Raw genomic sequence first — 18,384 nt, forward strand, 5'->3', positions numbered from 1 at the left:
CACTCAATTCTTGTAAGCAAACCGAATCGAAAAAAATGGACGAATCAGAAGTAAAAGATGTCGTGGAAATAGAAAAAGAAACGTCTGAATCAAATTCTGTTGCAGAATCGTATATTGAAAATGATAGTTTGGTAATTGTGTTAAAATCTGAATTGGAAAAAATTGCTCTTAACGAAAAGTTCACGATTGAGAAAAAACCAATACAAAATAGACACGTTGACAATTTAGTAGATACTATCATAACTCGGCTTTTGAAAACACAAAACTTACGTCTTATAAAGCAACAACTGAAGAATGGATTTATAAAGCTAAAATCGAGAATTCTGAATTTGAATTGAACGACTTTATAAAAGTTGGAACGAAAAAATATGTTGTTGAAAAATCTCTTGCAAAAGGAATTCAAAACGACACATTAAAAATCGGAAATTTAGAACAAATGTCTGTTTTCAATTTAATATTTGAATCTGGAATCTTAAAACTGATTGAATACGATGGATATATGGATTAAAATACGATTTGCTAACACCGTGTATAATTCATTGTTAGTTATAGCTTTCTTATGAAAGTCCTCGCGAACTTTCTATCTGTGATTTATTTGCTAACTTTAGTGCTGAAATTCGCAACGAAATCATACACAAACACGTTGTACACAAGCCCTGAAAAGCCAACCGCACAGTCAAGCACATTTCATTTTTTTCGTGCCTCAAAAAATAAGAAGAGCTTACCTTTCCCCCAACGCTTAAGATTGTTAATAAATATTTAGCTCATTAAGTGAGATAATAAAATATCACTGTATTTTTGAGAAATAGAAAACATTCTTAAATGAATCGGATTAAAGAAGTTTTAGAAGAAAAAGGTATAAAGCAAACTTGGCTTGCTGAAAAACTAGGTAAAAGTTACAATATGGTTAACTCCTATGTTCAAAACAGAAGACAACCAAGTATTGAAGATTTATTCAAGATTGGAGAAATTTTAAATATTGAAGCTAAAGATTTACTTGTAACATCTTTAGAAAAAAAGAACTAAAATATATGCTAGCAACTTACAAGTTAGACAGAGAATTTTTATCACTTCTACAAGAACCTCAATTGAGGTTGTTTGAAAGTGATTTTAAAATAAAAAAAGATGAGTTCCTAGGAATTAAATTTGACAAACGTGGTTACACTGTCAATGATAAAGTTGAGCAAATAATTGACAGCAAAATTCAAACTATTGGGTTCTTTTCAGGTGCAGGAGGTTTAGACATAGGCTCTCAATTAGGAGGAAGTAAAGTAATATCTAGTTTAGATTTTGATAGAGATAGTGTTGCTACAATGAAAAGGAACAAATACTTTTCACATTCAGCACATTTTCATAGAGATATTAAAGAAATGAGTGCTTTAGACTATTCGAAAATAATTAAAGAGAATAATCCTGAAAAATTAATTCTAGTCGGAGGTCCACCTTGTCAACCATTTTCCAAAGCTGGTTATTGGGTTACACATAAAAACAGACTAGGTAGTGAAGACCCAAGAAATATGATTGGTAATTATTTGCGAATGATTGATGAATTGAGTCCAGACGGTTTTATTCTTGAAAATGTTGAGAGTTTACTTCACCCTAAAAACAAACAAGCTGTACAAGATTTAGAGGAAGCAATAGACAAATTAGGTTACAAATACATTATTTACAGAGCCAACGCTCTTGATTTTGGTGTACCTCAAAAAAGAAAAAGAGTTTTCTTTATTGCTTCAAAGAGTGGTATTTCAGGAGAACCCGTTAAAACACACGGAACGGAAAAAGAAATAATTCTAAATAGTAATTTAAAACCACACGAACGAGTAATTGATTGGATTGGTAAATTTGATAAGGACAAATACTTTGAACCTGAAGAATTAACAACAGGAAAAACTTATGACGAAGAATTAAAACAAATTCCTCCTGGTAAAAACTATTTCGCATTAACCGAGCGAGACGGACACCCAAATCCAAAATTTGAGGCGAACAAAAGATTTTGGAGTTTTCTGCTAAAATTGCATCCAAATTTACCTTCTTGGACTGTTGCTGCTCAACCTGGTCCTTGGGTTGGTCCCTTTCATTGGAATAATAGAAGATTAAGAGTTCCTGAAATAGCTGCATTACAAACCTTTCCTGAAGATTACCATTTTGTTGGAACAAGACGTTCAATACAAAAACAAATTGGAAATGCTGTTCCTTCTTTGTTAGGAGAAGCAATTGTTAAACATTTAATTTCTAACATATGACAAAACCAAAAATTGTAAGTATTTTTTCAGGTGTAGGTGGTATTGATTTTGGTTTTGAAAAAGCTGGATTTCAAACCATTTTTGCATCTGACATTTGGGATAGAGCTTGTGATTCATTAAAAGTAAATTTCAATGATTCTGAAGTAGTTTGTGATGACATTGTTAATATAAACTTTAAGAAAATAAAAGCAAAACATAAGGAAATTGATGGTTTAGTTGGAGGTCCTCCTTGCCCTCCTTTCTCTAAATCTAGATTTTACAGAACTGAAAAAGATAGAGGTATTGATGATATCGACGGATTCACAACAGTTTCAAATTATTTTCGAGCTGTGGAAGAACTACAACCAAAGTTCTTTTTCTTTGAAAACGTTCACGGCTTTGTATTTAAACCTCATAAAGCAGCTTTAGAATTGGTTGAGGCAGAAAGTGAAAGATTAGGTTATAAAATTTTTCACAGAGTTGTTAATGCAGCTGATTATGGAGTAGCACAAACTCGTCAAAGGTTTATTTGTATTGGAGTAAAGAAAGAAATGAAAGACTTTAAATATCCTGAACCTTCACACTCGGACCCTAAAAAAGATGTAAAAGGTACATTGCCTTGGGTAACTTGTGGAGACATCTTAAATGATATTGATTTTGACTTGCCAGAAGATGAAAAAATGCAAGCTGGCTCAAAACATAAAGACCTTTTAAAATTAGTTCCACCAGGCGACAATTATTTGTTTTTCACAAAAGAAAGAGGTCATCCAAATCCAATTTTTAAATGGCGCTCACGCTATTGGTCTTTTTTATTGAAATTATCTCCAAATAGACCCTCTTGGACAATTCAAGCAAGTCATTCTAACAATATGGGACCATTTCATTGGAAAAATAGATTTTTAAGAATTAAAGAAATTAAACGCATTCAATCGTTTGAAGACAAACATATTTTTTTAGGAAATTTTAGAGAACAATGGAGACAAGTGGGTAATGCTGTCCCTCCAAAACTAGCTAACGTTTTTGCTGAACAATTGAAAAAACAATATTTTAGTAACTATGAGCGTAAGAGACACGATAATACTAGACAGGAAAGACTTAAGGTATCTACTTATTGATAGTTTAAGACTTTATTCTGATAACGTCGCGTTTATTGATGGTAACAATCCTTACAGGTTTTCAATAAACAAAAAAACTTATTATGTACTGATTAAAAATGTACACGAATCAGGAGACGGAAGAGGTAATCAAGATGAATGTCGAATTCAAGTTGCGAAATCACAAAATTTCAATGCAGCTTTAAATTCAGGGAATGACGTTATTGTTTTGGGTTATTTTGCTGATGAAAAAATTTTTACGGCTTGGAATCCTTTTATGATGCGAGATAGATTTAACCAAAGACAGACAATTTCATTGTACTCAAGATTTTCAATTCAAAAACTTGCTAAAGTTCAAAAAATCGCAGCTTACAGAGACAATAATGACCAATCTGTAATTAGCTTCATACCAGATTATCTTGGATTATATCTTGAAAATCTGAATTCAATTCACCTTCTTTCTGATTTAGAATTAAAAAACCTCGTAGAACAATCTGACAATCTTAATAATCAAAATGCGGATGGAGAATTTGACACTTCAGAAGGTGTTCTTACTATTACACACGCAAGACAAAAAAGAGATCCAAATTTCAGAATTAAAGTTTATGATGCTTATAATAAAAAGTGTGCAATGTGCGGAATTGGTTTAGAATTAATTGAGGCTGCTCATATTGTACCACATTCACACGAATTAGGTACAGATGCAATTGACAACGGCATAAGCCTTTGTGCATTACATCATACAGCATATGACCGCTCGTTGATATATTTTGATGAACAATTAGATATACTTATTAATGAGAGTAAAATGGAATATCTTGAAAAAGTTGGACTAGATTCTGGAATTAGAAAATTTGAGAAACTTGCTTTCGACAAAATTCAGATTCCTGCAAATCACACTCTTCGACCAAATATAGGAAATATAAAAATTGCTAATCAAACCAGAGGAATATCCAATGATTAAGCCAACGCTTGAAGCCATAAACATTTGCAATTCGCTACAGCCAATGCACAAGCCGAAAATTGCAAAAAAAAGTATGGTTTCTGCCCACGCTAGCAAGTTTGCGGAATGAAAGCCAGTGTACAACACCGTGTATAATTCATTGCTAGTTATCGCCTACTTACGAAAGTCCTCGCGGATTTTATAATCGGTTTTTATTTGCTAAATTAGGTGCTTAAACCACGCAACAAACCATATACAAACACGTGGCGGCTGATTGCCCAAGGGCTCGCAGTTCACCACAAAATAAGCCACATAAAAGGCAGTTGCGCACTTGGTAATTACCGCAATCGTATGGCTACGCTTCAAAATCGGTTTAAGAGCGATTGTAAGAGCTATAATCAAGGATCTGGTACAGATAGATCATAGAGCAAATCTGCTAGGATTTTAAAGCTCCCACCCTACTCAATCAGCCGCCACAGGCCACTACTCAAAAATGCCTAGGGCATATATCTCAATTATAGAAAGCTCAAACGTAGTTGCAACCAGCCACAACTATTACATAACGCGAATTTATGCCTTCCTCTCACTACGCTCGTCGGAGGCAGGTTTGAAAGCTCTATGCGCGGCGTACAAATCCAAAATTCATTGTATATTTAGTCCAAACAAATCGAGACCACAAAGTAAAGCAAACCATCAAAATGCCGCACTCGCTTTATGTAGTGGCCTGTTAGCACCTATTAAAAAAGACGACAGTGAATTTTAATGACATTGACGACATAAAGAAAAATGGTTTCACAGATTTTAAAACAATCCGTGACCTATGGACAGACAAATCGAGTATTCCAAAAATTAAAGGAGTTTATCTCGTTATCAACCCGACATTTAAGAAAACTGAATTTATTAATCCAGGAGTAGGTGGATTTTTTAAAGGGAAAGACCCAAATGTTTCAATTACTGAACTGCAAAACAATCACGTTGACAACTCACAAGTCGTTTATATTGGAAAAGCAGGAAGCCCAACAGGACAAGCCACATTAAACTCAAGACTTGGACAGTATTTGAGATTTGGAGAAACGAAAAATGTTGGACATTGGGGCGGTAGATTAATATGGCAACTTAAAAACCATAGCGACCTAGTGTTCTGTTGGAAGCCAACACCAAAAGATGAACCAAGAGAAATTGAAAAGCAATTATTGAGCGCATACATTAAACAATTTGGTGTTAGACCATTTGCAAACTTGACCGGATGAGACCTGATGAATATGAACATATTGTAGCAGAACACTTTGAAACAAAAGGTTACAAAACAACCGTTTCTCAATACTCAAATGATTACGGTGTTGACGTATTTGCGACTAAAGGCAAAGAAAAAATAGCAATTCAAGCAAAAATGTTTGGTGGTTCAACTCGACCAATAAATAGACAAATGGTTATGGAACTTCACGGAGCAAAAGACTATTTCGACTGCACAAAAGCAATCATAGCAACAAACGGAAGAATAATAGACAATGCACTTGAAGTCGCCAACAAGTTAAGTATTGAAATTTTAGACATACCAGCAATTAGGACTTCCAACAAAACCAAAAGGACGACTAAATCAAACTCATTTGAAAACATTTGGGAGAAATATGTAATGCCATTGGAAGGTAAAATAATCAAAAGACCAGATGGAAAGACAAACAAAATTGAGAAAGTAGATTGGTCAGGAATTCAGCGTATTACTTCCAATGGAAAACCTCAAAGAATAAAAATTGAGATTTTCAAAAAGACAATAAATCACCTACTCGAAAATGGAGAAATTACTCGGTCTTACATTAATGAAGAATACAAAGATAGAGCTTCTTCGGGTATTGTTTTAATTCTTGGAAATACAGAAATATTTGACCTAACAAACAGACCTACGGGACTGAAAATGAAAAAATAACAGGTGCTAACAATGTATATAAAAAATAGGCGGGACAGTAGTAAAAACAAGGCTTTTAGTTCGTATCAAGCTCAGTGCTTTACTGAAAATTTGGTGCTTCGAAATCGCCTACTTTTCATATACTAACCGTTACACACAATTTGAGAAAACCAATGAAATTCAAAGAAGAATCGAATAAAGAATTATCTACTTCACTTAAAGAAACTATTTCAAGTTCTGAATTAAGTGGAATTGGAACTGAAATCGCAGAAATCACAATTGATTCTATAATGAATGAAGGTGTTTTAAGAGATTTCCCAATTGTTGGTGCATTAGTTGGTGTTTGGAAAACTGGAGTAGCTATTAACGACCATCGATTTTTGAGAAAAATGCTATTGTTTCTCAGCGAATCCTCGAAATTATCTGATGAAGCTAGAAAAGATATTATCGAAAAGTTAGACGAAGAAGATTATCAAGCAGAATCTGGAGAGAAACTAATTGCTATAATCGATAAGTTAGAAACAGGTTCTAAATCAATTCTACTTGGTCGTGCACTAGCTCTTTTTGGAAATAAAATAATAAATAAAGATGAATTCTGGAGAGTTTCTTTTATTATAGAAAGACTTCCAATGTCAGATATTATTGCACTAAAAGAATGGAAAGAAACGGACTTAAACAAAGTGTTTGATATTAGAAAGCATCTTTACCTCTCAGTTGGAATTGGTTGGTTCGTATTGAACGCATCATCGACCGGATTTTGTTGGCAAGAGAGACTTTGTGAAATATTTGCCGAACATCTATTAGAATAAAAACTGCGTGTAACAATGTATAAAAATAATTGCGGTTTAGTACTTAATCAAAGGTAGTTGCGTATTTGCTACGTCTGAATTTCCTGCGGAAATTCCTCGCACGCAAACACGCAACTATTCTTATACGAGACCGTGGCGGCTGATTGCCCAAGGGCTCGCAGTTCACGATAAAATAAGCTACACAAAAGGCAGTTGCATACTTGGTTATTACCGCAATCGTATGGCTACGCTTCAAAATCGCTTTTAGAGCGATTGTAAGAGCAAAAATCAAGGATCTGCCACAGAGTTACCATAGAGCAAACCCGCTAGGATTTTAAAGCTCCTACCCTACTCAATCAGTCGCTACTTTGTGCCTTCCTCTCGCTACGCTCGTCGGAGGCAGGTTTGAAAGCTCTATGCGCGGCGACAGATTCACAAATAAGTGTATATTTAAACAATCAATTAAAAAACAAAAAACAGGCACACCAGCAAAATGCCGCACTCGCTTTATGTAGTGGCCTGTTAGCCCACATTAAAGAAACACCGAAAAACTAAATGAACTTTACAGATAGAATTAAACCAACTGACAAAGGAATAACAACTTACCTTGACGAATTAAAAAATCAAGATTATCAAATACCTACTTTTCAAAGAGACGTAGTTTGGGAAAAAGAAAACGTAAAAAAACTTTGGGACAGCATTTACAAATTCTATCCTTTAGGTAGTATTCTTGTTTGGAAAACTGATTTAAAACTTCAAAATCACAGAGAAATTGGAGGGCACAAAATTGTTAACGATAATTTCAACCGAACTGAATATCAATACTTATTAGACGGACAACAAAGAACCACTTCTCTACTGACTTCACTTTATGGTGGGAAAATTGAGGGAAGAGAAGATTTTGACCCAGCACTTTATGTAGATATTACAGTAGAAAGTTCTGATGACACAGATGATGAAAGTTACAAAAAACGATTTCTGTATTGGGACGAAATAGATGATAAAAAAGGAACTTTCAAAAGGAATATAAGCAAGAAAAAAAAGTTTGACGAAGGACTGATTTTAAAACTGATTGACATAAAAGAGAAATATAATGACATTCAAAAAACAGTTATTAAACATCCAGAAATTGACTTAAACTTTGACCACCAATATATTGAAGAACTTGGTCGAATTAAACAAGTTCTTGATAATTATAGACTTTCATTTATTGAACTAAAAGGAATTCAAGTTTCAGAAGTGTGCCAAATATTTGAGCGAATAAACCAAGCAGGTAAACCATTAGATATTTTTGATATTGTTGTTGCCAAAACATTTAGACCAAAATCGGACTCTGAAAACGGTTTTTATTTAAGAGATTTAATAGACGGTTTTCGTGAAATCAACAACAGCAGATTTCTACAATTAAGTGATTTTGACTATTTACAAATTTTATCAATTCTAATTCGAGAAAACATAGAAAACTCGGGAATTGTGAATATTACACCTAGATATTTAAATGATATAAAAACTGAACAAATAGAAACAATTTGGACAGATTCAAAAAAAGCAATTTTAAAGACATTTGACTTCTTTGAGAACACGCTAAATTTAAAAGGTCCACAGCTTATTCCATACAGATATTTCTATTTGACAATATCGAATTACTTTTATCAAAACAGTAATCCAAACTACGATTTTCTTAAAAAATACTTTTGGTTTAATAGTTTACACAGAGACGACCTATTAAGCAATACCACAGATATTAAAAACCATATCGCATTTTTAAACCAAGAGAAAAATAAAGAAGAATATCAATTTGAACGTTTCTTAATAGACCGTGACGCTTTGAGAAATGCTTCATATAGTTCAAAAGGTGTTTATTCAAGAGCAATACTTGCACTTTATGCAACTAATCAACCGAAAGATTGGAAATTTACAGATAGAAATGTAATTGCAGAAAATTTCTTTTTCTCAACAGACAAACCAAATTTACACCATATTTTCCCGACAGATTATATCGCTAAAAATCCAGGAGCTAATATCATTAACAATAATTCATTAATGAATATTGCATATTTAACTCAAATTACAAATTTGGAGATTAGCAATAAAAATCCATTAGATTATATCTGTGATTATGAAACAAATCCTGATTTTCCAAAAGCTATTGAATCACATTTAATTCCTGAACAAATATTGGAATGGTCAAGTTTGCCCGAAATGCCAGAAAACGCATTGGACTTATTTATCGAACAAAGAATTGATTTAATAATTGAGCAATTAAGGTCAAGACTAAACGGAATTAAATTTGAAGTGATTGATACGAGAGAAAGTGTGTTAGCGGAAGATAAATAACGTGGGCTAACAACGTATATAAAACATATCTATTACAGGCTTTCCGAAAGGTTTGTGTGTATTTGCAAAGACCGCCAAATTTTTAAATTTGGCTTTTAGTAAAATAAAGATAAAAAGAAAAATTTAAAAATTTGGCTCGTGTTTAATCCGAAAAGTCAGCGTCTTTTACACGCTACGTTTCATATACAAGACCGTGGCGGCTGATTGCCCAAGGGCTCGCAGTTCACGAAAAAATAAGCTTCACAAAAGGCAGTTGCATACTTGGTAATTTCCGCAATCGTATGGCTACGCTTCAAAATCGGTTTAAGAACGATTGTAAGAGCTATAATCAAGGATCTAGCACAGATAGATCATAGAGCAAATCCGCTAGGATTTTAAAGCTCCCACCCTACTCAATCAGCCGCCACCTTGTGCCTTCCTCTCGGTCGTTCCTCTCTCGGCGGATGCAAGAACTATTACATAACGCGAATTTATGCCTTCATCTTCTTCGTTCCTCACTCGTCAGTGGCAGGTTTGAAAGCTCTATGCGCGACGACAGATTCACAAATAAGTGTATATTTAAAAAATTAATTAAAAAACAAAAAACAGGCACTCCAGCAAAGCTTGTACTGAGCTTGTCGAAGTATGCCACACTCACTTTATGTAGTGGCCTGTTACAAGCAAGCCAAGAAAAACATTCGTACTTAATGACCGAATTTACTGAATTATACCAAAAGCTGTCAAATAGTGAACTTTTAAAAATTGTTGCGGAATCGGAAAAATATAATCCAATTGCAGTCGAGACAGCCAAAACGGAAATAGAAAGCCGACAACTTACCGAGCACGATTTAAATCAAGCTAAATCCAATATAGCCGAAAAAGAGAATGCTAAAAAGCGTGAAATTGAGAAAAGAAAAGAGCGTGAGAAAAGAATAAAAAAGAGTACTTCCACTCTATTTGAGACTATAAACCCAATTCAAAACGGAATTCAAACACCTGAAAAAATTATAAGATTGACAATTCTAATTTTTGGTTGTTTAGCAGTCTATCGACTTTACCAACAATTCGGAATGTTTCAAATTATATTTCACGAAGGGATTTCAGATTGGGATTTGAGTATGGTAGAATACTTTTTCCCGATAATTATACTTCCGATAGCAGTAATTCTATTTTGGAAAAGCAATAAAGTTGGGTGGATTTTACTCTCAATATTTTTGACCTATTCTGCATTTAATGCAATTGTATTGCTCTTTATGAATTTAAGAAGACAACCTTTTGACATTCCAGCACTCGAAAATATTTTTCCAAGAGTTTCGCCAGCTGTGTACATAATGACCTTATTATTTTATGGCGGATTTTTATTTCTAAACTGTAAAGATGGAGTTAGAGATATTTTTAAGATTTCTAAACAGACAATGTTTGTTACAATCGGATTAACATTAATCGTCAATTTGATTTTTATTTACTCAATATTTGGATAATGAATTTGATTTTGAACATATTTAAGTGGATTTTGATAATATTATTTTTCCCATTATCATTGATATTTGTTGCTTATTATAAACAGAAAAAAGCGAAGAAAGAATACTATAAAACTGGAAAAAAGACCAGCTTATAACAAAGAACTGAGTTAAAAACAAGCCTACTTCTACAGAACTCAGCACAGGCTTTTAAGCTAATTTCATTCTATAATTCTCATCGCAATGTCTTCTTGATTTTAAGCTTTCGCGAAAGCGTCATCTTTCTTAAATACTTGTATATTTAGAGAATCAATTAAAAACAACCACCCAGGTAAACTGGCGGTCCCGATGGCTATCGGCAGTCGTACTCGATTATGCAGTGGCCTGTTGTGTATAATTAAACAAGACCTACATTGATAGAAGAATTAAAAATCACAATAGAATGTGAAGATGGTTTTAAACTATCTGGAAAGTTATTTAAGCCACAAAAGATCTCATCTGCTGTAATGATTGCACCCGCTACGGGAATTAAAAAGGAGTTTTATGCCTCATTTGCATATTATCTTGCCGAAAATGGATTTGCTACTTTGACTTTTGATAATAGAGGAATTGGTGAGTCTAAGGGTGATAACATAAACTCTTCAAATGCATCGCTTACTAACTGGGGAAAACTAGATATGACAGCAGCACTAGAATATCTTAAAGCCGAAATCCCTAATACTGATTATCATCTTATAGGACACAGTGCTGGTGGGCAATTAGTAGGACTAATGAAAAATGCTCGAGAAATAAAGTCAATGTTCAACTTTGGCAGTTCATCAGGGAGTTTACAAAATGCAACATACCCGTTTAAACTAAAATCTTCTTTTTGGCTCAATTTTTACATTCCAGTAAGTAATCTCTTTTTTGGACATACAAAATCACAATGGGTAGGTATGGGAGAACCGCTCCCTAAAAATGTGGGAAAGGAGTGGACTAAGTGGTGTAACGGAAAAGGGTATGTAAAAGTAGATTTAGACACTAAAATAACAGAACACCTATACAACGAGTTAGACCTTAATACACTTTGGGTTCACGCAAAGGATGATGACATTGCAAATTATGCAAATGTTGAAGATATGATTAGCGTGCATCCTCATATCAAATCAACCATATTGACTTTATCTCCTGCAGACTACGGTTACAAAGATATTGGACATATGAAATTCTTTAGTAAGAGAAAAAAAGAATTATGGAGTCTAGCCACAAATTGGTTGAATGAAAATGAATAACTAGACAAGGCTCTACAGAGCTTCTAAACCTTTTTTAATCTAAAATTTTTCATCATAGCGTCTTCCTGATTTTACGCTTTCGCGAAAGCGTACTCTTTCTCAAATACTCGTATATTTAAACAATCAATTTAAAAACAAAAAACAGGCACACAAGCAATCCCGATGGCTATCGGGAGCCGTATTCGCTTTGTGTAGTGGTCTGTTAGGCACAATTAGAAAAAAAACATTGGAACGACCGAATAAAGCAGAAACCGAATTTTTAACTTTAGCTTATAATCGATTTTTAGATTTGTATGCTGAAGTTTTTGATGACAATTTTTGGAAAAAAGATAAATGGGAAAGATTTTCGAAAATCAAACAAGCATTTTCTATATATGCAGAACTATTAAATTACGAACCCATAAAACAAGTAATTGAGCATTTAAAAACTGCTCGACCACCAATGGAATCTGAAATAGGTAGTGAACTATTCAAATTTGTCCGAAATGTAGTTTCTCATTTTCCTTTTTACGCATCTTGGGACGAAGTATTTATAACCAAATCACTTGTGAATTGGTATAGGAAAGGTTTAACGATTGACAAATTTTTAAATAAATACCAAGGTCATAAAGAGATTAAATATAGATTTTGGGAAGAAGAAAAGAAAGAAATGACATATTTAAGTATTGAATTTCCGTATAAATATGAAACTGAATCAAAAATTTATTTAAAAAACATTATTTCGGAAAAGGAAGGTGTGAAGTTTTCGTTCATACTAATGAGACAAATAATGAATACTCAAATAGATAAAATAACTGTGCCTAACTCCTTATGAAAATAATTGCGGCTTAGTGCTTAATCAAACGTAGTTGCGTGTTTGTAACGTCTGATTTTCCTGCGGATAATCCTCGCAAGTAAACCCGCAACTACTAATCGCCGAGAATGTGGTGGCTGATTGCCCAAGGGCTCGCAGTTCACGACAAAATAAGCTTTACAAAAGGTAGTTGTATACTTAGTCATTAAACTTATAAGTTAAGAATAGCCGTGGTGCGCTGTAATTCTTTATTAAAATGCTCTTTGGTGATTTCTTCCTTGTAGCTGGGTACAATTTCTTTAAGTTTTTTCTTTCCTTCTGGGGAGTTCATTATCTCTGGGAAGGCTTGCTCTAGTACGTCTAGCATTATTTTGGGCGCGGTAGATGCTCCTGGAGATGCACCAAGTAAACAAGTGATTTTACCGTCAGAACCACTTACGATTTGAGTTCCAAATTCTAGTTTACCACCTTTAAACTCATCTCGTTTTATGGTTTGTACACGCTGGCCGGCAACTTCTATACGCCAGTCTTCGTTTTTTGCATCTTTTATAAAATTACGTAGCTCGTTCATACGGTCATCAAAGGTCATAGTGACCTGGCCTATGAGATATTTTGTAAGATCTAGATTATGCCAGAAAGCACCTAGCATAGAAGGAATATTATTAAAATTGACACTTTTTACGAGATCTAGATTAGACCCCTGCTTTAAAAACTTGGGACTAAAACCAGCAAAAGGGCCAAACATAAGTTGCTTCTCACCATCTACGTAGCGAGTGTCTAGGTGCGGCATACTCATAGGTGGCGCGCCTTCTCCCGCTTTGCTATATACTTTTGCATTGTGTTGCTCTATAAGCTCTTTGTTTTTACAAACCAGCCAGCCACCACTCACAGGAAAACCGCCAAAACCATCCTTCTCCTCTATCTCTACGGTCTCAAGTAGTAACAACGCGCCGCCACCTGCACCTATAAAAATATGGTCTGCCTCTATAGATTGTTTCTTACCTGTTTTAAGATCTTTTGTAATTGCAGTCCAGTTACCATTGTCTAACGGGTCAAGATCTTCTACCTCTTTGTGAAAGTGTACGGGTGTGTCAAACGTTGTTGCTAGTATTTCATATAAACGCTTAGTAAGTACGCCAAAGTTAACCTCTGTGCCACGATCTATACGTGATCCAGCCATTACCTCATCTTCTGTGCGATCGTGCATTATAAGCGGGAACCAGTCCCTCATCTTACTTATTTGATCTGTATACTCTATGGTGTCAAACATAAAGTTCTCTTTAAAGGCTTCAAAACGCTTTTTAAGAAACGTGACGTTCTCCTCTCCTGTTACCCAACTATGATGTGGTATGGGTTTTAAAAAGCGCTGAGGGTCCTCTATAAATCCTTTTTCTACGAGATGTGCCCAGAACTGTTTTGTAATTTCAAATTGCTTACAGATCTCTATGGCCTTTTTTATGGAGACAGAACCATCTTCTTGCTCTGGGCAATAATTGAGTTCACAAAGTGCGGAGTGACCCGTACCTGCATTATTCCAAGCGGCCGAACTTTCTTGAGCAACATCACCTAGACGTTCTAAAATTAAAATGCTTAAATCTGGCTTGAGCATCTTTGCCATAAGTGCAAGATTTGCACTCATAATTCCACCACCTACACAAATGAGGTCGTAATGATTTTTTGGAATTTCTCTGTTCATAAAAAAGGGTTTATGGTATAAAGGTATCGAAATCTAAACTTACAATTTGAACCCTCATTTATTAATAAAATATATAACCTGCTATGTTGCTAAACTGGCCTCAAAAACCCAGTATAGACATCTCTTATACGTTAAATTTTAACTTAAAATCACTATTTTGAGAGTAATAGAGTTTCTCTATAAAGCACATATTTAGTATTAAATAAAAACTTTATATAAATCCTATAAGTATTTGATTATAAGTGTTTAGAATAAATATGTTTAATCTAAAACTCCCACTATAAACAATGTCTATAGTGGGAGTTTTAGACAAATTATGCACTACTGTAGCAGTCCTTCTATTTTTTCTATGACAGCTTGAGCAGCTCTTTCTCCAGAGATCATTGCGGCGTTAAGAGAGCCGTTAAGAAGATGGTCTCCAGCAAGAAAAATCGTGTCTTTAAGTTGCGTTTCAGACGCTTCACAATCCATACGTAAATTGTCAAGTTTAGGTAAAGCTCGCGGAATCACATATGCTTTTAAGAAAGTAACATCTGTGATATTACAGTAAGTTGCAAGCTCTGAAGTAACGGTTGCAACAAGTGCTTTTTCAGATAAATCTTGATCGTCTACTACGGTTACAGAGAGTAGATTTTTTGCTCCAGTAGTTGCAGTTTCTAGCCCATCTACATAGAAGAGGTTATTGATTCTCGTATTCTCATCTGCTACAAGTTGGATTAAGGGTTGCTTCTTCCCTACTGCTTCCACTTCATAATATAAGTTTACACAAGACTTCCAGGGAGTCTCTTGGCCTCTTAGGTTTGCTATAAACTGGCTAGCCTCTGTAGCTATAATGGTATAATCGCTCTCTAGGGAGGTTCCGTTTGTGAGGGTAATGGTGTTATCTTTTACACTTGCTACACTCGTATTAAACATAAAAGTGGTGTTTTTGAGCTGTGAAGAGAGTTGTTTAGGTATTGCTTCTATTCCGGCTTTTGGCACAGTAGCCATCCCTTCTCCAAACATTTTATACACAAACTCAAACATACGGCTTGAGGTGCTAAGCGCTGTCTCTAAGAAAATACCACTGAAAAACGGCTTAAAGAAATCTGTAATCATCGCCTGGCTAAAGCCTCTCTTGCGCAGGTAAACTAACGTAGAGCTCTCTGGAGTATTAAAAATCTCTTCTATAGATTTGTTTTTTAAATCTTTATTAAGCTTAAGCACCTTAACCTTGTCACCTAGTGTACCTACAGATGAGGTCATTGTAGGTATAAGCATCTTGATACTGCGTGTAGGGTCGCCTATAGATTGAGATTTGCGGTTTTTAAATATGGTAGCGCCTGGTAAGAAAGATTGTAGTTCTAAGGCCTTATAATCTAGATACTCCTTTGCTTTTGGGTATGCGTCTAGTAGCACTTGAAAACCGTGATCTAGCTGGTAACCGTTTACAACATCTGTCTTTACACGACCACCAGCACGATCTGTAGCTTCTATAATGGTGGGTGCATATCCCTTCTGTTCCAATTGTATGGCAGCAATGAGGCCACTTATTCCGGCGCCTATAATGTGTATTTTATGAGTAGAATTGTTCATATATGAAGTAGTATGAGTGTTATTTTTTTGCTTTCGCGAAAGCGTAAATTATTTAAAAAGGATAGCCTATAGCAAAATTAAAGATAGGCTCATCAAATTTGAAATCCCAGCGTTCTCCCTCTGCAAGCGATGGATCGTGGAAGGGAGCAGCGAGATCAAAACGTATTACAAAGCCTTGTACATCTACACGTAGTCCAAAACCACCACCTATACCAAGCTCTTTTATAAAATCTGAGGTAAACTTATCTTTGCCCGGCAGATCTTCGTTCTCAACGCTATTCCAGATATTACCCGCATCTACAAAAAAGGCTCCTTTAAGGTAATTAAAGATAGGAAATCTATACTCTGCATTTGCCTCTAAGCGTATGTTACCTATCTGGTCAAAAAAGCTCCCACTCTCAGAGTTACCTGTTGACGTACCAGGCCCTAAAGACCGTATTCTGAACGCTCGCACGCTGTATGGACCGCCTGCATAATATTGTTTTACAAAAGGTAATATCTCTGAGTTGCCGTATGCATACCCATAACCAGCAAATAAACGAGTGGCAATTTTTTGCTCCTTACCAAAGTTAAAATGATACCTAAAATCTGCATCTATCTTTGCAAACTGTGCATACTCTAGTCCTAAAAAGGTGTTGTTTTCGGTATCCTCATTTTCTTGACCAAGTAGACTTACCGTGTTACCAGCAATCTCAACATTTGTATTAAGAAATATTTGGTGTGTATCACTAGTATCTACCATCCCATTGTAGGTAAAACTATAGGTGAGACCGGCGATAAATTGCTGCTCAAAACTCTGTTCTAAAAATGGGTTTTCTTCAAGTATCTCGTCAAAGGCCTCAGTAGTATTAGACAATCTCGTGTAGCTTAATGAGATAGGGTTTATTTTATGCGTCACATATTTATTTGCATCCCAAGTGTAGCCAAAGCCTGCGTTACCAGAGAGAAGCGTGTATAGCTTTGACCTGTTTAAATAATCAAAACCTAGCGCAGTGACCGTTTTTGGAATGTTGTATTTAAAGAAATCTGTATTAATCTTAATTGGGAAAATCACTCTAGGGAATACAAGCTCACTTGCAAGTCCCAGCTCAATACTGCTCAAAGACTCGCCACCACCTACTTGCACTTCATAACCTGCAGAGCCCGTAATGTTTAGTACTTCTCCCCCTTTAAAGAGGTTTCGATTGCTGTAGGTAAGTGCCAGGCCGGGCCCAGCAAAATTATTAGACTTTGTGACTGCTTGTATCTCTGCTCTTATGGCTCTTTTATTAAGAGGTGATAAGTATATGTTTGCCTCTAGAATCCCTAAGCTATCTGTGCGCAGGCTGTCTACTTCTCCATACTGGATATTTACAAATTTATAAGCCCCTATGGTAGATAATCGTCTGGCTGTGTTGCGTGAGATATCTGGATTATAAAGCGATCCTTCTTTAAGTGTGATGTATGGCGCAAGATATTTAGGTTTAAAATAGGTCTCGTTTTGTATCATATTGAGACTATCGTAGCGGACTATATTTTGCTGTAAGGTATCCTTTAGCTCATAGTTAGGATACACATTAATTTTTTGCACTTTGTAAGGCACAATGACCTTGTTAGGAACATCTTTTTTAATCTTTAAGAACATATCAAAACGCTTGTTCTTATATTGATTTGTGTCAATCTCAAAAATGAGAAACGATGGGTTAAAGTTGTAATACCCCTTTCTCTTAAGCTTGTAGTCTATGCGGTCGCGCTCTTGTTTTAGATTTGAGAGGTCATATCGCATTCCCTTTTTGAATGGCGAACTCTTAACCGTACTTATCATCTCTCTATAAATAGGCGGCGAGAGTGTGTCGAGCTGATAGGTCTCCATACGGTATGGTGTAGGCACCTTAACCGTATATGCTATAGAAGCTCTTTTCTTTGTTTCGCTTTCGCGAAAGCGAGAACTCACATCACTATAAAAGAAGCCACGGTTCTCAAGTCTGTTTCTTAATAATGCCTCTACCTCAAACTCCTCTACATCTGACTGGTAAACGGGCTCCTCTCCTATTTTTTTATTGAGCCATTTATTTATCACTCCGGGATTTTCTCGCTGTGCTTTGTAGTGTACACTTAGATTAGGATACATTCCCAAGACTTTAGTGTTAGGAGAAGGTCTTAAAACACTTTCTAGCTCTGCCTTGAGTAAATTTTGATTAACTATAGTACTATCTGAGGTAATTATAACCTCACCACCCGTATATAATCGTTCTCCCTCAGGTATATACTTTTCTACACTACACGAGCAGAGCGTGATACTTACTATGAAAAGGACTATGTGTATTAATTTACGGTACTGCAC

At 35.2% G+C, this 18,384-nt stretch carries 15 protein-coding genes; 12 read left to right on the top strand and 3 right to left on the bottom strand.

The window, feature by feature from the left end:
• The first annotated feature begins 35 nt into the window (after nucleotides 1-35).
• The 12 genes from ACJJVM_RS01520 to ACJJVM_RS01575 all read left to right on the top strand — a co-directional run bounded on the left by ACJJVM_RS01520 (nucleotide 36) and on the right by ACJJVM_RS01575 (nucleotide 12,811).
• Nucleotides 36-338 (top strand): hypothetical protein, encoded by a 303-nt coding sequence (locus tag ACJJVM_RS01520; protein ID WP_405210557.1) that lies wholly within the window; start codon nucleotides 36-38, stop codon nucleotides 336-338.
• Between the two features lie 484 nt (nucleotides 339-822).
• Nucleotides 823-1,026, top strand: coding sequence for a helix-turn-helix transcriptional regulator (locus ACJJVM_RS01525; RefSeq protein WP_405210558.1), 204 nt, complete (start codon nucleotides 823-825; stop codon nucleotides 1,024-1,026).
• A gap of 5 nt (nucleotides 1,027-1,031) precedes the next feature.
• Nucleotides 1,032-2,243 (top strand): DNA cytosine methyltransferase, encoded by a 1,212-nt coding sequence (locus ACJJVM_RS01530; RefSeq protein WP_405210559.1) that lies wholly within the window; start codon nucleotides 1,032-1,034, stop codon nucleotides 2,241-2,243.
• Nucleotides 2,240-3,337 carry a DNA cytosine methyltransferase gene (locus ACJJVM_RS01535; protein WP_405210560.1) on the top strand — a complete coding sequence of 366 codons (1,098 nt, stop codon included), beginning with the start codon at nucleotides 2,240-2,242 and terminating at the stop codon, nucleotides 3,335-3,337. Before ACJJVM_RS01530 ends, ACJJVM_RS01535 begins: the two co-directional genes overlap by 4 nt.
• Nucleotides 3,279-4,280: an HNH endonuclease gene (locus ACJJVM_RS01540; RefSeq protein ID WP_405210561.1), complete on the top strand. Its 1,002-nt coding sequence runs from the start codon at nucleotides 3,279-3,281 to the stop codon at nucleotides 4,278-4,280. Before ACJJVM_RS01535 ends, ACJJVM_RS01540 begins: the two co-directional genes overlap by 59 nt.
• Nucleotides 4,281-5,011: 731 nt before the next feature.
• Nucleotides 5,012-5,509 (top strand): hypothetical protein, encoded by a 498-nt coding sequence (locus ACJJVM_RS01545; RefSeq protein ID WP_405210562.1) that lies wholly within the window; start codon nucleotides 5,012-5,014, stop codon nucleotides 5,507-5,509.
• A complete protein-coding gene (locus ACJJVM_RS01550; RefSeq protein ID WP_405210563.1) occupies nucleotides 5,506-6,183 on the top strand; it encodes a restriction endonuclease in 678 nt (225 codons plus the stop codon). Before ACJJVM_RS01545 ends, ACJJVM_RS01550 begins: the two co-directional genes overlap by 4 nt.
• Nucleotides 6,184-6,335: 152 nt before the next feature.
• Complete coding sequence (locus tag ACJJVM_RS01555; RefSeq protein WP_405210564.1) at nucleotides 6,336-6,971, top strand: hypothetical protein; 636 nt, start codon at nucleotides 6,336-6,338, stop codon at nucleotides 6,969-6,971.
• A 534-nt stretch (nucleotides 6,972-7,505) separates the two neighbouring features.
• A complete protein-coding gene (locus ACJJVM_RS01560) occupies nucleotides 7,506-9,287 on the top strand; it encodes a DUF262 domain-containing protein (protein WP_405210565.1) in 1,782 nt (593 codons plus the stop codon).
• 524 nt (nucleotides 9,288-9,811) lie between these two features.
• Nucleotides 9,812-10,747: a hypothetical protein gene (locus tag ACJJVM_RS01565; RefSeq protein ID WP_405210566.1), complete on the top strand. Its 936-nt coding sequence runs from the start codon at nucleotides 9,812-9,814 to the stop codon at nucleotides 10,745-10,747.
• A 392-nt stretch (nucleotides 10,748-11,139) separates the two neighbouring features.
• Nucleotides 11,140-11,997, top strand: a complete 858-nt coding sequence (locus ACJJVM_RS01570) for an alpha/beta fold hydrolase (RefSeq protein ID WP_405210567.1) — start codon at nucleotides 11,140-11,142, stop codon at nucleotides 11,995-11,997.
• A 226-nt stretch (nucleotides 11,998-12,223) separates the two neighbouring features.
• Entirely contained in the window at nucleotides 12,224-12,811 is a 588-nt protein-coding gene (locus ACJJVM_RS01575) for a hypothetical protein (protein WP_405210568.1), read from the top strand.
• A gap of 190 nt (nucleotides 12,812-13,001) precedes the next feature.
• Here the strand turns inward: ACJJVM_RS01575 and mqo are convergent, their stop codons facing one another.
• The 3 genes from mqo to ACJJVM_RS01590 all read right to left on the bottom strand — a co-directional run bounded on the left by mqo (nucleotide 13,002) and on the right by ACJJVM_RS01590 (nucleotide 18,384).
• A complete protein-coding gene (mqo, locus tag ACJJVM_RS01580; protein WP_405210569.1) occupies nucleotides 13,002-14,486 on the bottom strand; it encodes a malate dehydrogenase (quinone) in 1,485 nt (494 codons plus the stop codon).
• 321 nt (nucleotides 14,487-14,807) lie between these two features.
• Nucleotides 14,808-16,061, bottom strand: coding sequence for an NAD(P)/FAD-dependent oxidoreductase (locus tag ACJJVM_RS01585; RefSeq protein WP_405210570.1), 1,254 nt, complete (start codon nucleotides 16,059-16,061; stop codon nucleotides 14,808-14,810).
• Nucleotides 16,062-16,113: 52 nt separating this feature from the next.
• The gene (locus tag ACJJVM_RS01590) at nucleotides 16,114-18,384 is read right to left on the bottom strand and encodes a BamA/TamA family outer membrane protein (RefSeq protein ID WP_405210571.1); all 2,271 of its coding nucleotides are present in this window, start codon (nucleotides 18,382-18,384) and stop codon (nucleotides 16,114-16,116) included.

It is taken from the genome of Dokdonia sp. Asnod2-E02, from assembly GCF_045063915.1.
Taxonomy (GTDB): domain Bacteria; phylum Bacteroidota; class Bacteroidia; order Flavobacteriales; family Flavobacteriaceae; genus Dokdonia.

Excerpts from the sequence above, each read along its gene's own strand:
- ACJJVM_RS01585 (WP_405210570.1), bottom strand. The coding sequence starts at position 16,061 with ATGAACAATTCTACTCATAAAATACACATTATAGGCGCCGGAATAAGT.
- mqo (WP_405210569.1), bottom strand. The coding sequence starts at position 14,486 with ATGAACAGAGAAATTCCAAAAAATCATTACGACCTCATTTGTGTAGGT.
- ACJJVM_RS01535 (WP_405210560.1), top strand. The coding sequence starts at position 2,240 with ATGACAAAACCAAAAATTGTAAGTATTTTTTCAGGTGTAGGTGGTATT.
- ACJJVM_RS01540 (WP_405210561.1), top strand. The coding sequence starts at position 3,279 with ATGAGCGTAAGAGACACGATAATACTAGACAGGAAAGACTTAAGGTAT.
- ACJJVM_RS01520 (WP_405210557.1), top strand. The coding sequence starts at position 36 with ATGGACGAATCAGAAGTAAAAGATGTCGTGGAAATAGAAAAAGAAACG.
- ACJJVM_RS01560 (WP_405210565.1), top strand. The coding sequence starts at position 7,506 with ATGAACTTTACAGATAGAATTAAACCAACTGACAAAGGAATAACAACT.
- ACJJVM_RS01530 (WP_405210559.1), top strand. The coding sequence starts at position 1,032 with ATGCTAGCAACTTACAAGTTAGACAGAGAATTTTTATCACTTCTACAA.
- ACJJVM_RS01550 (WP_405210563.1), top strand. The coding sequence starts at position 5,506 with ATGAGACCTGATGAATATGAACATATTGTAGCAGAACACTTTGAAACA.
- ACJJVM_RS01525 (WP_405210558.1), top strand. The coding sequence starts at position 823 with ATGAATCGGATTAAAGAAGTTTTAGAAGAAAAAGGTATAAAGCAAACT.
- ACJJVM_RS01555 (WP_405210564.1), top strand. The coding sequence starts at position 6,336 with ATGAAATTCAAAGAAGAATCGAATAAAGAATTATCTACTTCACTTAAA.
- ACJJVM_RS01565 (WP_405210566.1), top strand. The coding sequence starts at position 9,812 with ATGCGCGACGACAGATTCACAAATAAGTGTATATTTAAAAAATTAATT.